Consider the following 13,304-nt stretch of genomic DNA (forward strand, 5'->3'; position numbering starts at 1 on the left):
CCGTCTCCCGGCGTGGCGCCCCGGGTCGGCCGGACGGTCCGGCGCTCCCGGGCGGGCGCGGGGTTCCCGTCGGCCTCAGGTCTTGCGCAGGCGGACGCGGCGGACCCGGTGGTCCTCGCCCTTGTACAGGACCAGGGTGGCTCGCGGCCGGGTGGGGATGATGTTCTCCACGAGGTTGACCTCGTTGATGGAGCGCCAGGTGCTCAGCGCGAACTCGCGGGCCTCCTGCTCGGACACGGACGTGGCCATGGAGTGGAAGTACGAGCGCGGGTCCTCGAACGCGGTGCGGCGCAGCGCGAGGAAGCGGTCCAGGTACCAGGCCCGGATGTTCTCGGCCTTCGCGTCCACGTAGATGGAGAAGTCGAAGAAGTCGGACAGCGCCAGCCGCCCCATGGGCGGTGGCTGGAGCACGTTGATGCCCTCGACGACGAGGATGTCGGGGCGGTGCACGGTCTGCGTCTCGCCGGGCTGGATGTCGTACGCCAGGTGCGAGTAGACCGGGATGACCCGCTGCGCGGCGCCGGCCTTCACCTCCGAGACGAACCGGACCAGCGCGCGCCGGTCGTAGCTCTCGGGGAAGCCCTTCCGGTTCATGATGCCGCGCTCCTGCAGCACCGCGTTGGGATACAGGAAGTTGTCGGTGCTGACCAGCTCGACGTTGGGGTGGTCCGGCCACTGGGCCAGCAGCGCGCGCAGCAGCCTGGCGGTGGTGGACTTGCCGACGGCGACGCTGCCCGCGACCCCGATGACGAAGGGCATCGGGCGGTCGGTCTCGCCGAGGAACCCGCGCACCGCCGAGTGCCGCTGCCGGGTCGCCTTGACGTACAGGTTGAGCAGCCGGGAGAGCGGAAGGTAGATGTCGCGGACCTCGTCCAGCGACGTGGGGTCGGCGGTCCCCCTCAGGATCTCCAGTTCCGCCTCCGTCAACGACAGCGGCGTCGCGGCACGGAGCGCCGCCCACGCGGGGCGGTCGAGCTCCACGTAGGGCGTTGAGACGCTGTTCTTCGTCGCATGGGACACGTTTGCCCACCCTAGACGAGGACCGTCCGGGGGCGGAGGGCACCCTCCGCCCACAGCGGTCATCCGCTCTTCGCCATCGGGAAACCACGCGTTTCCGTTCCCTCCATGCCGTGCGCAAAGATGCCGTTCGTACGGCGCAAAAAGAGGCCAGAATCGGATGTTTCAGTGGACCTCACCAGTTGTGCCTCAATGAAACACCCGGATCCTCCAGCCGTTAGGAGAGGGCGTGGCCGTCATGTCCACCACCCGCACGCACCCCGGGCCGACCTCCCCCGCGGCCGCACCCGCCCCGCCCGCCCACAGCCCCGCGGCCGGACGCATCTGGGCCCTGACCCGCGTCAGCCTGGGGCTGGGCTACCTGTGGACGTTCCTGGACCTGACCTTCGGGCTGGGCATGGGCACACCGGCCGAACGCGCCTGGCTCACCGGCAACAGCCCGATCCGGTGGTCGCTGATCAACCTGGACGGCCCCGTCGCCGAGCTCGTGCACCCGACGTCCGGGCAGCCCGCTGTCGACCTGGCCCTGATGGTCTTCCTCTTCGCCACCGGCGTGGCGCTGCTCCTGGGCGTCGCCCTGTGGCCGGCCGCGGCCCTCAACGCGGTGGTGATGGGCCTCACGGCGGCGGTGCGCTGGCCCGAACCCTCGGACACGTTCATCGACGCGCACCTGATCTTCCTGCTCCTGGGGGTCGGCCTGGCCGCGGCCCGCGCGGGGGACGTGTGGGGACTGGGGCCCGTCTGGCGCCGGAGTCCGCTCGTACGGCGCCTCCCCTGGTTGCGCTGACGGACGATTTTGACCACATTCGGAAGTTTTTCTGAGGCCGCCGACACGCGGTCCCGCGCGGGCGCGGGTCGGTCGCCCCGCGCCCGACCTGCGCCAAGTACTCGGCCTTGACCAACTGGTCTATACCGCTACCTGCGAAAATCCTTATTGGACTAGTCCTCAGGTGGTCTCCCTGGGCCCGTTTCATTGGTTACGCTGGCGCTCATGTGTGGAATTGTTGGCTACGTCGGGCCGCAACCGGCGTTGGAAGTCGTCGTCGATGGCCTTGCCCGGCTTGAGTACCGAGGGTACGACTCCGCGGGCGTCGCCGTCCTGAACGGCGGCAGGCTCGAAACCGAGAAGCGGGCCGGCAAGCTGGCCAACCTGCGGAAGGCGCTGGAGGGGACTCCGCGCTCGGCGGACGGCATCGGCATCGGCCACACCCGCTGGGCCACGCACGGCGCGCCCAACGACGTCAACGCCCACCCGCACGTCGACAACGCCGGCCGGGTGGCCGTCATCCACAACGGCATCATCGAGAACTTCGCCCCACTGCGGCTCGAACTGGAGGAGCGCGGCTGCAAGTTCTCCTCCGAGACCGACACCGAGGTCGCCGCCCACCTGCTCGGCGAGGCGCTCAAGGACAACGGCGACGGCGACCTGGCCGCCGCGATGCGCTCGGTCTGCCGCCGCCTGGAGGGCGCCTTCACCCTGGTCGCGATGTCCGTGGACGACCCCGACCTCGTGGTGGCCGCCCGCCGCAACTCCCCCCTCGTGGTGGGTCGCGGCAACGGCGAGAACTTCCTCGCCAGCGACGTCGCCGCGTTCATCGCGCACACCCGCGACGCCATCGAACTCGGCCAGGACCAGGTCGTGGAGCTGCGCCGCGACTCGGTCTCGGTCACCGACTACGACGGCGCGCCCGCCCCCGTGCGCGAGTACCACGTGGACTGGGACGCCTCCGCCGCGGAGAAGGGCGGCTACGACTACTTCATGCTCAAGGAGATCGTCGAGCAGCCCCGCGCGGTGGCCGACACCCTCCTCGGGCGGGTCGGCGTGGACGGCACCCTGACCCTGGACGAGATGCGGCTGGCCCCCCAGGAGCTGCGCGAGATCTCCAAGATCATCATCATCGCGTGCGGCACCTCGTACCACGCGGGCCTGATCGCCAAGTACGCGATCGAGCACTGGTGCCGCATCCCCTGCGAGGTCGAGGTCGCCAGCGAGTTCCGCTACCGCGACCCGATCCTGGACCGCCAGACCCTGGTCATCGCCATCTCCCAGTCCGGCGAGAGCATGGACACCCTGATGGCGGTGCGCTACGCCCGCGAGCAGCACTCCCGCGTGCTGGCCATCTGCAACGTCAACGGCTCGACGATCCCGCGCGAGGCCGACGGCGTGCTGTACACGCACGCCGGACCCGAGGTCGGCGTGGCCGCCACCAAGACCTTCCTGACCCAGCTGGTCGCCTGCTACCTGGTGGGCCTGTACCTCGCCCAGGTGCGCGGCACGAAGTTCGGCGACGAGATCAACGCGGTCATCGAGCAGCTGTCCCGGATGCCCGAGCAGATCGAGAAGGTCCTGGGCACCGTGCAGCCGGTGCGGGAGCTGGCCCACTCTCTCTCGGACGCCAGGACCGTGCTGTTCCTCGGACGGCACGTGGGCTACCCGGTGGCGATGGAGGGCGCGCTCAAGCTCAAGGAGCTCGCCTACATGCACGCCGAGGCGTTCGCCGCGGGCGAGCTCAAGCACGGCTCCATCGCCCTCATCGAGGACGGCCTGCCGGTGGTCGTCGTGGTCCCCTCCCGCGAGGGCCGCGGCGTGCTGCACGACAAGATCGTCTCCAACATCCAGGAGATCCGGGCCCGGGGCGCGTACACCATCGTGATCGCCGAGGAGGGCGACGAGAGCGTGCGACCGTACTCGGACGTGCTGATCGAGATCCCGGCCGTGCCCACCCTGCTCCAGCCGATCGTTGCCACCGTGCCGATGCAGGTGTTCGCCAGCGAGCTGGCCCTGGCCAAGGGCAACGACGTGGACCAGCCGCGCAACCTCGCCAAGAGCGTGACGGTGGAGTAGGCCTTCTCCGATCGCCTGATGAGGGGGCGCCCTTCCGACCGGAAGGGCGCCCCCTCATCACCGACTGGCGAGTGTCGCGCTGATACCACCGGTCAGCAGGGAGAGGTCCGTGTCGTCCCGGTCCCCATCGTCGAACGAGTGGAAGCCGAGACGTCTCCACCAGCTGCGAGCACGTTCGTTCAGCGCGGTCCCACCGCTCGACAGGCAGCGTGCGAGTCGAGGTTGACGGCGGTCACAAGGACACGTTCGACGAGAACAGTACCGATCCCGAGCCCAGCGGACCGCCGGTCCACCGCGAGGCGTCCCACGAGCATCGCCGGGACCGGGTCGGGCGCGTTCTCCGTCAGCGCGACCGGAGCCCGGCTGTGGTCGATTCCGGTCATCGAAAGCGTCGCACAGCCCGCCACCTGGTTCTCCGCGTTGGCGATCACCCATGTGGCGGCGGTGTTCCCTCGCCGGTTCTGACCCGAGTAGCGATGCGGCCAGTCATCCAGCGCTGGCTCGCCACAACTGAAACCGCCCCGAACATGGATCCTGGGATCCAGGAGAACGGGGCGGCGCAACTCGTCAGTCGAGCCAGTCGGACTTTCCAGGGCGGCGCAGGGCATCGGCGAGGCGGTCGTTCAGCCGGGCGGGACGCTGCGATGCTTCGGCGAACGCCTCCGGCGCGGCAGAGGAAAGCCTGACGAACCGGCGGTCCGCGATCACTTCCTCCGCGCGCGTCCCGACCGACCGGAGTACGAATCCAGAGACGCTGAGGTGATCGGCGCGGGCGGCCTCTTCAAGCATCCGCTTGCCCCCGGCGTCCACACGGATTCGCGGACGCTCTTTCATCAGAGCGCTCATGTACTTCGCAAGGGCATCCCGTCTTTATCGCGTCAGGCCTGTGAGAGCTCCGCTTTGACCACCTCGGCGAGGTGGTCGGCGATCCGCCGGGCCTCTCCCTCGGAGGCGGCCTCGACCATGACCCGGACCATCGGCTCGGTCCCGCTGGGGCGCAGCAGCACCCGGCCCGAACCGCCGAGTTCGGCCTCGGCCGCGGCGACGGCCGCGGCGAGCCCGGCGGACTCCCCGGCCCGGTTCTTGTCCACACCCCGCACGTTCACCAGCACCTGCGGCATCCGGTTCATGACCTTGGCCAGTTCGGCCAGCGCCACGCCCCGACGGCTCACCGCCGCCAGCAGGTGCAGACCGGTCAGCAGACCGTCACCGGTGCTGGCGTGCTCCAGCAGGATGACGTGCCCCGACTGCTCGCCGCCGAGCGAGTACGACCCGGCCCGCATCGCCTCCAGGACGTAGCGGTCGCCCACCGGCGTCTCGACCAGCGCGACCCCGGCCTCCTGCATGGCGAGCCGCAGGCCCAGGTTCGACATCACCGTGACCACGAGGGTGTCGTCGGCGAGCCTGCCCGACTCGTGCAGCTCCAGCGCCAGGACCGCCATGATCTGGTCGCCGTCGACGACGGAGCCGTCCGCGGCCACCGCCAGGCAGCGGTCGGCGTCCCCGTCGTGCGCGATGCCGGCGTCGGCGCCGTGCTCGCGCACGGCCTCGCGCAGCGCGTCCAGGTACGTGGAGCCGCAGCCCTCGTTGATGTTGAGGCCGTCGGGCGCGTCGCCGATCGCGATGACCTGGGCCCCGGCACGGCGCAGCGCCTCGGGCGCGACCCGGGTCGCGGCGCCGTTGGCGCAGTCCACGACCACCTTGAGGCCGTCCAGCCGCTGGGGAAGGGAGCCGACCACGTGCGCGATGTAGCGTTCGGCCCCGTCGGAGGCGTCACTCACCCGGCCCACGTCCGCGCCGGTCGCGCCGACGACGGGGCTGCCCAGGCCCTTCTCGATCTCGTCCTCGACCGCGTCGGGCAGCTTGTGCCCGCCCCGCGCGAAGAACTTGACGCCGTTGTCGGGGGCCGGGTTGTGGCTGGCCGAGAGCATGACACCGAAGTCCGCGTCCAGCTCGCCGGTCAGGAACGCCACCGCCGGGGTGGGCAGCACACCGAGCCGGACCACGTCCACGCCCGCGCTGGCCAGTCCCGCGACGACCGCGGCCTCCAGGAACTCGCCCGACGCCCGCGGGTCCCGGCCGACGACGGCGAGCGGGCGTCCCGCGGAGGAGTCCTTCTTCGCCAGGACCCTGGCCGCCGAGATCGCGAGTTCCAGTGCCAGTCCGGCGGTGAGGTCACGTCCAGCGACCCCGCGGACCCCGTCAGTGCCAAAGAGCCGAGCCACGAGCCAATCGCCCCGTTTCGTCCAGGTAACGGCGCTGTAGCGACGCCATGAGAATAAGTATGGGAGCAGGAAACGCCTGTACCGGTCGCATCCGGAGAACAACTATGGCCCGCACTGGCCACCCGTCCAGGTGAACGAGCGGCCGGCGGGCCATAGGGCAGAACCAAGGGCTGCTTACCGCTTGGAGTACTGCGGAGCCTTGCGGGCCTTCTTGAGACCGGCCTTCTTGCGCTCGACCTCGCGGTCGTCGCGGGTGAGGTAACCGGCCTTCTTCAGCGGCGGGCGGTTGTGCTCCGGGTCCAGACCCGCGAGCGCGCGGGCGAGGCCGTGGCGCAGCGCGCCGGCCTGGCCGCTGGGGCCGCCGCCGTTCAGGCGGGCGAAGACGTCGTACGCCTCTTCGAAGCCAAGCGTGACCAGGGGCTCCTTGATGAGCTGCTGGTGCACCTTGTCCGGGAAGTAGACCTCGAGCGGCTTGCCGTTGACCTTCCACTCGCCCGAACCCGGGGTGATGCGGACACGCGCGATGGCGGTCTTGCGCCGACCGGTGCCGGCGCCGGGGCCCGAAGCCGTCGGAACGTACGCTCCGCCGGCCTCCTCGGTGCTCTCGGTGGTGTACTCGGCCGGGAACTCCTCGGAGTTCTCGTCGAATTCCTGAACGTCTTCGATGCCGGTGGGCTCGACCACGATTCTCCTCGTACTTCCTGTAAGTCTCGCGAACGCCTACGCGGGCTGCTCGATCTTGGTGATTTCGAACGGAACCGGCTGCTGGGCCTGGTGCGGGTGCTCCGGCCCGGCGTACACCTTGAGCTTCTTGGCCATGTCCCGACCAAGGGAGTTCTTCGGCAGCATGCCCTTGATGGCCTTCTCCACGGCTCGCTCGGGGTTCTTCGCCAGCAGCTCACCGTAGGTGACGGAACGCAGACCACCGGGGTAGCCGGAGTGGCGGTAGGCCCGCTTCTGCTCCAGCTTCTTACCGGTCAGCGCCACCTTCTCGGCGTTCACGACGATCACGAAGTCACCGGTGTCGATGTGGGGCGCGAAGTACGGCTTGTGCTTGCCGCGGAGCAGCACGGCGACGTGGCTGGCCAGCCGGCCGAGCACGACATCGGACGCGTCGATGACGTGCCACTGACGCTGGACATCGCTGGGCTTGGGGCTGAATGTGCGCACGATCGTATTGCCTTCTCAGTCGGCGGTATCCATCTCCGCGAACGGAGATGGGGAACTCGTATTACTGGACCGAAGCGCTCCGTTGTTCCAGGAGTTCTTCCGGTGGTTTGAGTGCGCAGACGGTGATGCGTGATCGGCGCCCAACGAAGCGAAGTGGGAACCCACGGCAACTCAACGCACAACGACAGAGAATCGTAACCGGCGAACAGACCACAAGTCAAAACGGCCCATGAACGTACTGCTCGGCGCCATGGGCCAGGCACTTGATCGTGGATCATGTCGCGGTAGGCGATTACTCCAATCTCATTATGCCTTGTTCGGTGAGTGCTTTGGCACCACCACCGGACGCGAGCCGCCGGGAACCGCTCCGCCACCGTACTTCCTTCATACGAGGTCAGGGGTTCGACCGGCGCGGCACGCGGGAACGAGCCGCCGGGCACCCCGGCGCGAAACGCACCCAATAGGATGACCCAGGCGCTATTGTCGCGAAGGCGAGCATAGCGCGCGCCCGCGGCGGAGCGGTCACACCGGAGTGTCCATCGACACCCCCGTGGCCCGGACGGCGCGGTGTTTCCGACAGAGACAACCCACCCAGGCGACCGGTTCCCGGAACCGGGCGCGCACCCGGGCGCTCCCCGCCACCGCTCCACACCGCGGACCCCTCGGGGAACCCTCCCAAGGGTCCGGGCCCTCTTCCGGCCTCTCCCGATCCACGAGTTCGCGAACGGCCCAGGCCGCGCGAGAACACAGAATTCGCGACGCAGCACGCGGCAGGGTGAGGCCTGTGGCAACGGCTTCGACCTCCCCGCCCAAGGACAGCCTCCGGAGTTCTCCCATCGCACCCCATCCGAACGAGCCCTCTGACGGCCGCGACGTCCCCCAGGACCGGCCGCAGTACCCTCCCGCGCCCTTGAACCAGGGCCAGGACGAGACCGCGCAGGCTCCGCGGTCGGCACCCGCTCCAGCTCCCGGCGCCCCCTGGGGCGGCCCCCTCCAACCGGGACAGCACTCCCCGCAGGGGCCGCCGCTCTCGGGACCGCAGCAACCGGTCGCCGGACAGCCCGTCCCCCCGCAGCCGCCCGCGCCCTCGGGGCCTCCGCAGCCGCCCGCCTGGCACGGACAGCAGCCCCTGCCGCCCCAGGGACTGCCTCCCGCGCCGTCAGGCCCCCCCCAGCCTCCGGCGTGGAACTCCCCCACCGGCGCGCAGCCGCCCCACGGCCCGCAGTCCGGACCGCAGCCCCCCGCCTGGCACGGACAGCAGCCCCCCACCGGCCAACCCCGCCCCCCGCAGAGCCTGCCCCCCGGTCCCCCCCAGCCCCCAGGACAACCCCTCCAGGGCCGCATCGTGCCGCCCGGCGGGCCCGCGCCGGGCGCGGACGACGCGACCCAGTTCGTGCCCCCCGTGCCCGACGACGCGGCCACCCAGGCCATCCCGCCGGTGCGCGAGGAGCCCGTGGGTGCCACCCAGGCCATCCCGCCGGTGTACGACGACATGTTCGGCGGGCGGCCGATGTTCCGCGACGAGGTCCCGCCCCAGCGCGCCGACTCGGACAGCACCGCCGAGATCGACCTGTCCGGGTACGACGAATACGACCGCGGCCAGCGCCCCGGCCGCGGTGGAGGCGGGGGGAACCGCAGCGGGGGAAGCCGTGGCCGGGGCGGCCGCGACTCCCGGATCCTGCTCATGGGGGCCGGGTTCGCCGCGCTGCTCGTCCTGGGCGGAGGCGGCGCGTTCCTGCTCGCCACCGGCGGGGGTCCGGACTCGGGCTCGGGCGAGTACGACGTCTCCCTGGTCTCCGACGAGTCGACCGACCCCGACACGCTCAAGACCGGCGAGATCTTCGCGCTCGAGACCATCGAGGCCGGCGGCGAGACCTTCACCCTCCTGCAGACCGACGACACCGAGAAGTGCGAGACCACCGCGCACGGCGACTACGGCCAGGTGCTCACCGAGAACGACTGTCGCCAGGTGGTGCGCGCGACCTACGTGAACGAGGACAAGACGCACGCCGTCACCATCGGCGTGGCGGCCATGGCGGACTCGGTCGGCGCCCAGGCCGCCACGGAGAGCCAGGACCTGGAGAACACGCAGTGGTTCGCCGGACTCCCCGGCCAGGACGGCAGCGGCGCCGAGCGCCTCGGCATCGCAGGCGGACACGCCTCGGGTGCCACCTGGGGCCGGTACATGGTCTTCTCCCTCGCCGCCACCACCGACGGCCGGACCCCCTCGGGCGACCGGCCCGAGCTGGCGGAGATCAGCGAGCTCTTCATCGACGTGGCGCTGGCCCCGCTGGGGGAACGCGCGGAGATCTGATCTCGGCCGCTCCGAACGGACGCCCCCGGAACCTGACAGGTTCCGGGGGCGTCCGCGATTCGACCGCACCGGACGGACCGGTGGGGCTCAGCTGGAGGCGCTCGCCGGCAGGGTGCGGAACCTCCGGGTCGCGGCGGCGCGGGCTGCCATCTCCTCCGCGGGCGGATAGCGGACCTCTTCGAGGGTGAGGCCGTGCGGCGGGACCACGTGCACGGAGGAGTCCCGCACCGCGGCGGCCAGGACCACACCGGGCCAGTCCACTTCCCGGCGGCCGTCCCCGACCGCGAGCAGCGCCCCCACGAGGGCGCGGACCATGTTGTGGCAGAACGCGTCGGCCTGCACGGTGCCCGCGCAGACGTGCCGGTTCTCTCGGACCCACTCCACGCGCTGGAGCTCGCGGATGGTGGAGGCCCCCTCCCGCCTGCGGCAGTAGGCCGCGAAGTCGTGCTCGCCGAGCAACCGCGCAGCGGCCTCGTTCATCCGGTCCACGTCGAGCGGGCGCCGGTGCCACAGGACGTCGCGGCGGCGCAGCGGGTCGACTCCGCCCGGCGCGTCGCTCACCCGGTAGACGTAGCGCCGGAACAGCGGCGAGAAGCGGGCGTCGAAGCCCTCCGGCGCCGGCCCCACCGCGTTCACCCGGACGTCGGGGGGCAGCACGCCCGCCAGGCGGCGCAGCAGCCGCTCGCCCTCGGCCTCCCACAGCTCCGGCGGGACGTCCAGGTGGGCGACCTGCCCTCGGCCGTGGACCCCGGCGTCGGTACGGCCCGCGACCGTCAGCCGGGGCGACTCCAGGCGCAGCACCCGGGCCAGCGCCGACTGGAGCTCGCCCTGCACGGTCCGCCTGGCGGGCTGCTCGGCCCAGCCGGAGAAGTCGGTGCCGTCGTAGGAGATGTCCAGCCGCAGCCGGACCAGGGGCTCTTCGCTCAACTTCTCCTCGTCTCCGTCAGGGCGCGTCGCAAAGGCGCTTCCGGAACACGCCCTATGCCGAGTGCCCGGCCCCTTCTCAGGGACCGGGCACTCGGGTTGAGGAACGCCGTCCTACTTCTCCTCGGCCTGGGCTTCGCCCTCGGCCTGCGAGGTCTCGTCCGCCTGAGCGGTCTGCTCGGAGGTGGCGCCCTCGGCGGGCTGGTCGTCGGCCTCGGCCTCGGGGGCCTCGGTCTTCGCGGCGGCCGGAGCGGTCCGGGCCGCGGGCGCGGCCAGCGCCTCGACGAGTTCGATCACGGCCATGGGCGCGTTGTCGCCCTTGCGCGGACCGACCTTGGTGATGCGGGTGTAGCCACCGGTGCGGTTCTCGAACCTCGGGCCGATCTCGGTGAAGAGCTCGTGCACGACGGCCTTGTCCGCGATCTTGGCCAGGACCTGGCGGCGGGCGTGCAGGTCGCCGCGCTTGCCGAGGGTGATCAGCTTCTCGGCGTACGGACGCAGGCGCTTGGCCTTGGCCTCCGTGGTCTTGATACGACCGTGCTGGAACAGCGAGGTCGCCAGGTTCGCCAGCATGAGCCGCTCATGCGCCGGGCCGGCGCCCAGGCGAGGCCCCTTCGTTGGCGTGGGCATGTGTCGTTCTCCTAGTGTGCGATCGGTTCGGCCTCGACGAGACCCGCCGACCGAGGTCTGTGGGCTAGTACTGCTCGGTCTCGACGTAGGACTGGTCGTCCTCGTCGGAACCGTAGGAGTCGGCCGCGCTGCTGGGGTCGAACCCAGGCGGGGAGTCCTTCAGCGAGAGCCCCATGTCGATCAGCTTCTGCTTGACCTCTTCGATGGACTTCGCGCCGAAGTTCCTTATGTCCAAGAGGTCCTGCTCAGAGCGGGCGACGAGCTCGCCCACGCTGTGGATGCCTTCGCGCTTCAGGCAGTTGTAGGAGCGCACCGTGAGGTTCAGGTCCTCGATCGGCAGTGCCAGGTCCGCGGCCAGCGCCGCGTCCGTCGGCGAGGGGCCCATGTCGATGCCTTCGGCGTCGACGTTGAGCTCCCGGGCCAGACCGAACAGCTCGACCAGTGTCTTGCCCGCGCTCGCCACCGCGTCACGGGGACGGATGGAGGGCTTGGTCTCGACGTCCAGGATGAGCCGGTCGAAGTCGGTCCGCTGCTCGACACGGGTCGCCTCGACCTTGTAGGTCACCCGCAACACCGGGGAGTAGATCGAGTCGATCGGGATCCGGCCGATCTCCTGACCCGGCTGCTTGTTCTGCGTCGCCGAGACGTAACCGCGGCCGCGCTCGACCGTCAGCTCCATCTCGAGCTTGCCCTTGCTGTTCAGGGTGGCGATGTGCAGCTCGGGGTTGTGCACCTCGACACCGGCCGGAGGCGCGATGTCGGCGGCGGTCACCACACCCGGGCCCTGCTTGCGCAGGTACATCAGCACCGGCTCGTCGTGCTCGGAGCTCACGACGAGGCCCTTGAGGTTCAGGATGATCTCGGTGACGTCCTCTTTGACACCGGGCACGGTGGTGAACTCGTGCTCGACGCCCTCGATGCGGATGCTGGTGACAGCGGCACCGGGGATGGACGACAGGAGGGTCCGACGCAGCGAGTTGCCGATCGTGTACCCGAAGCCCGGCTCCAGCGGTTCGACGACGAACTTGGACCGGAACTCGGAGATCGACTCCTCGGTCAGGGTGGGGCGCTGAGCGATCAGCATGGTCCGTTACTTCCTTTCCCACGACCGCCCGCTATATGACGGCCACTGGACGGTCCCGCCGCTTGCGGGACCACAACTGTTGACTGCCCGGTCGGACCGCCCCCGAAGCCTCCCGGCCCGGGGACGGCGCCGACCGGCGCGAAGTCCGGGATCAGACCCGGCGCCGCTTCGGCGGACGGCAGCCGTTGTGCGGAACCGGCGTGACATCCTGGATCGAACCGACCTCCAGGCCGGTGGCCTGGAGCGAGCGGATCGCGGTCTCGCGGCCGGAGCCCGGACCCTTCACGAAGACGTCGACCTTGCGCACACCGTGCTCCTGGGCGCGGCGGGCCGCGGCCTCGGCCGCCATCTGCGCGGCGAACGGCGTGGACTTACGCGAGCCCTTGAAGCCGACCTGCCCGGAGCTGGCCCACGAGATCACCGCACCGGTCGGGTCGGTGATGCTCACGATCGTGTTGTTGAACGTGCTCTTGATGTGAGCGTGTCCGTGGACAACGTTCTTCTTTTCCTTGCGGCGCACCTTACGCGCGGCGCCCTGACGGCCCTTAGGCGGCATTTCTCAAACTCCCAAGATCATCGGTCCGTTGGTGATTCCGGACCCGTGGAGACGGTTGCGTCCGGACGGACTACTTCTTGCCGACCTTCTTCTTGCCGGCCACGGTCTTCTTCTTGCCCTTGCGGGTACGCGCGTTGGTCTGGGTGCGCTGACCGTGGACCGGAAGGTTACGGCGGTGCCGAATACCCTGGTAGCAACCGATCTCGATCTTGCGACGGATGTCGGCCGTGACCTCGCGGCGCAGGTCACCCTCGACCTTGTAGTTGGCGTCGATCCACTCGCGCAGCTTGACGAGGTCTTCCTCGGACAGCGCGTGGACACGGGTGTTCGGGTTCACGCCGGTGTTGGCGAGGGTCTCGATCGCACGGGTGCGGCCGATACCGAAAACGTAGGTGAGAGCGATCTCCACCCGCTTGTCGCGGGGAAGGTCGACACCAGAGATACGTGCCATCTGGGCGAGCTCCTTCATGCTCTGCGGAGGTCTGTCCCGTTCCCTTTGCCCTCTCGTCGCCCAACGGCGAGGCCCCGGCCTCCGACCG

14 protein-coding genes are annotated in these 13,304 nt (G+C 70.2%); 3 read left to right on the plus strand and 11 right to left on the minus strand.

All coding sequences use genetic code 11. From position 1 onward, the window contains the following. Window positions 1-75: 75 nt before the first annotated feature. On the minus strand, window positions 76-981 hold the full coding sequence (gene coaA / locus EV190_RS14595; RefSeq protein WP_243742587.1) for a type I pantothenate kinase: 906 nt from the start codon (window positions 979-981) through the stop codon (window positions 76-78). A 265-nt stretch (window positions 982-1,246) separates the two neighbouring features. Here coaA and EV190_RS14600 point away from each other — a divergent pair, with 265 nt between their 5' ends. Both EV190_RS14600 and glmS read left to right on the plus strand, forming a co-directional pair. Beyond that, window positions 1,247-1,804 (plus strand): hypothetical protein, encoded by a 558-nt coding sequence (locus tag EV190_RS14600; protein WP_133742110.1) that lies wholly within the window; start codon window positions 1,247-1,249, stop codon window positions 1,802-1,804. A 204-nt stretch (window positions 1,805-2,008) separates the two neighbouring features. Beyond that, window positions 2,009-3,862 (plus strand): glutamine--fructose-6-phosphate transaminase (isomerizing), encoded by a 1,854-nt coding sequence (glmS, locus tag EV190_RS14605; RefSeq protein ID WP_133742111.1) that lies wholly within the window; start codon window positions 2,009-2,011, stop codon window positions 3,860-3,862. A 179-nt stretch (window positions 3,863-4,041) separates the two neighbouring features. On the opposite strand, the gene EV190_RS24540 is transcribed toward glmS, so the two are convergent. The 5 genes from EV190_RS24540 to rplM form a co-directional block, all read right to left on the minus strand. Continuing rightward, window positions 4,042-4,470: a GNAT family N-acetyltransferase gene (locus EV190_RS24540; RefSeq protein ID WP_394345531.1), complete on the minus strand. Its 429-nt coding sequence runs from the start codon at window positions 4,468-4,470 to the stop codon at window positions 4,042-4,044. After that, on the minus strand, window positions 4,430-4,708 hold the full coding sequence (locus EV190_RS14615) for a type II toxin-antitoxin system TacA family antitoxin (RefSeq protein ID WP_133742112.1): 279 nt from the start codon (window positions 4,706-4,708) through the stop codon (window positions 4,430-4,432). Before EV190_RS14615 ends, EV190_RS24540 begins: the two co-directional genes overlap by 41 nt. Before the next feature lie 32 nt (window positions 4,709-4,740). Continuing rightward, the gene (glmM, locus tag EV190_RS14620) at window positions 4,741-6,087 is read right to left on the minus strand and encodes a phosphoglucosamine mutase (RefSeq protein WP_133742113.1); all 1,347 of its coding nucleotides are present in this window, start codon (window positions 6,085-6,087) and stop codon (window positions 4,741-4,743) included. 174 nt (window positions 6,088-6,261) lie between these two features. Next, window positions 6,262-6,771, minus strand: a complete 510-nt coding sequence (gene rpsI, locus EV190_RS14625) for a 30S ribosomal protein S9 (RefSeq protein ID WP_133742114.1) — start codon at window positions 6,769-6,771, stop codon at window positions 6,262-6,264. Between the two features lie 36 nt (window positions 6,772-6,807). Continuing rightward, window positions 6,808-7,257: a 50S ribosomal protein L13 gene (gene rplM / locus EV190_RS14630; protein WP_133742115.1), complete on the minus strand. Its 450-nt coding sequence runs from the start codon at window positions 7,255-7,257 to the stop codon at window positions 6,808-6,810. A 1,345-nt stretch (window positions 7,258-8,602) separates the two neighbouring features. On the opposite strand from rplM, the gene EV190_RS14635 reads away from it, so the two are divergent. Beyond that, window positions 8,603-9,571: a hypothetical protein gene (locus EV190_RS14635; protein ID WP_133742116.1), complete on the plus strand. Its 969-nt coding sequence runs from the start codon at window positions 8,603-8,605 to the stop codon at window positions 9,569-9,571. Window positions 9,572-9,658: 87 nt separating this feature from the next. Here the strand turns inward: EV190_RS14635 and truA are convergent, their stop codons facing one another. From truA to rpsM, 5 genes are all read right to left on the minus strand, one after another. Continuing rightward, on the minus strand, window positions 9,659-10,498 hold the full coding sequence (gene truA, locus EV190_RS14640) for a tRNA pseudouridine(38-40) synthase TruA (RefSeq protein WP_243742585.1): 840 nt from the start codon (window positions 10,496-10,498) through the stop codon (window positions 9,659-9,661). A gap of 111 nt (window positions 10,499-10,609) precedes the next feature. Further along, the gene (rplQ, locus tag EV190_RS14645; RefSeq protein WP_133742117.1) at window positions 10,610-11,125 is read right to left on the minus strand and encodes a 50S ribosomal protein L17; all 516 of its coding nucleotides are present in this window, start codon (window positions 11,123-11,125) and stop codon (window positions 10,610-10,612) included. Window positions 11,126-11,189: 64 nt separating this feature from the next. Beyond that, complete coding sequence (locus EV190_RS14650; RefSeq protein ID WP_133742118.1) at window positions 11,190-12,209, minus strand: DNA-directed RNA polymerase subunit alpha; 1,020 nt, start codon at window positions 12,207-12,209, stop codon at window positions 11,190-11,192. Window positions 12,210-12,360: 151 nt separating this feature from the next. Next, complete coding sequence (gene rpsK, locus EV190_RS14655; protein ID WP_119268191.1) at window positions 12,361-12,765, minus strand: 30S ribosomal protein S11; 405 nt, start codon at window positions 12,763-12,765, stop codon at window positions 12,361-12,363. A 70-nt stretch (window positions 12,766-12,835) separates the two neighbouring features. Beyond that, on the minus strand, window positions 12,836-13,216 hold the full coding sequence (rpsM, locus tag EV190_RS14660; RefSeq protein WP_133742119.1) for a 30S ribosomal protein S13: 381 nt from the start codon (window positions 13,214-13,216) through the stop codon (window positions 12,836-12,838). Between the last annotated feature and the right edge of the window lie 88 nt (window positions 13,217-13,304).

Source organism: Actinorugispora endophytica (assembly GCF_004363075.1).
Taxonomy (GTDB): domain Bacteria; phylum Actinomycetota; class Actinomycetes; order Streptosporangiales; family Streptosporangiaceae; genus Actinorugispora; species Actinorugispora endophytica.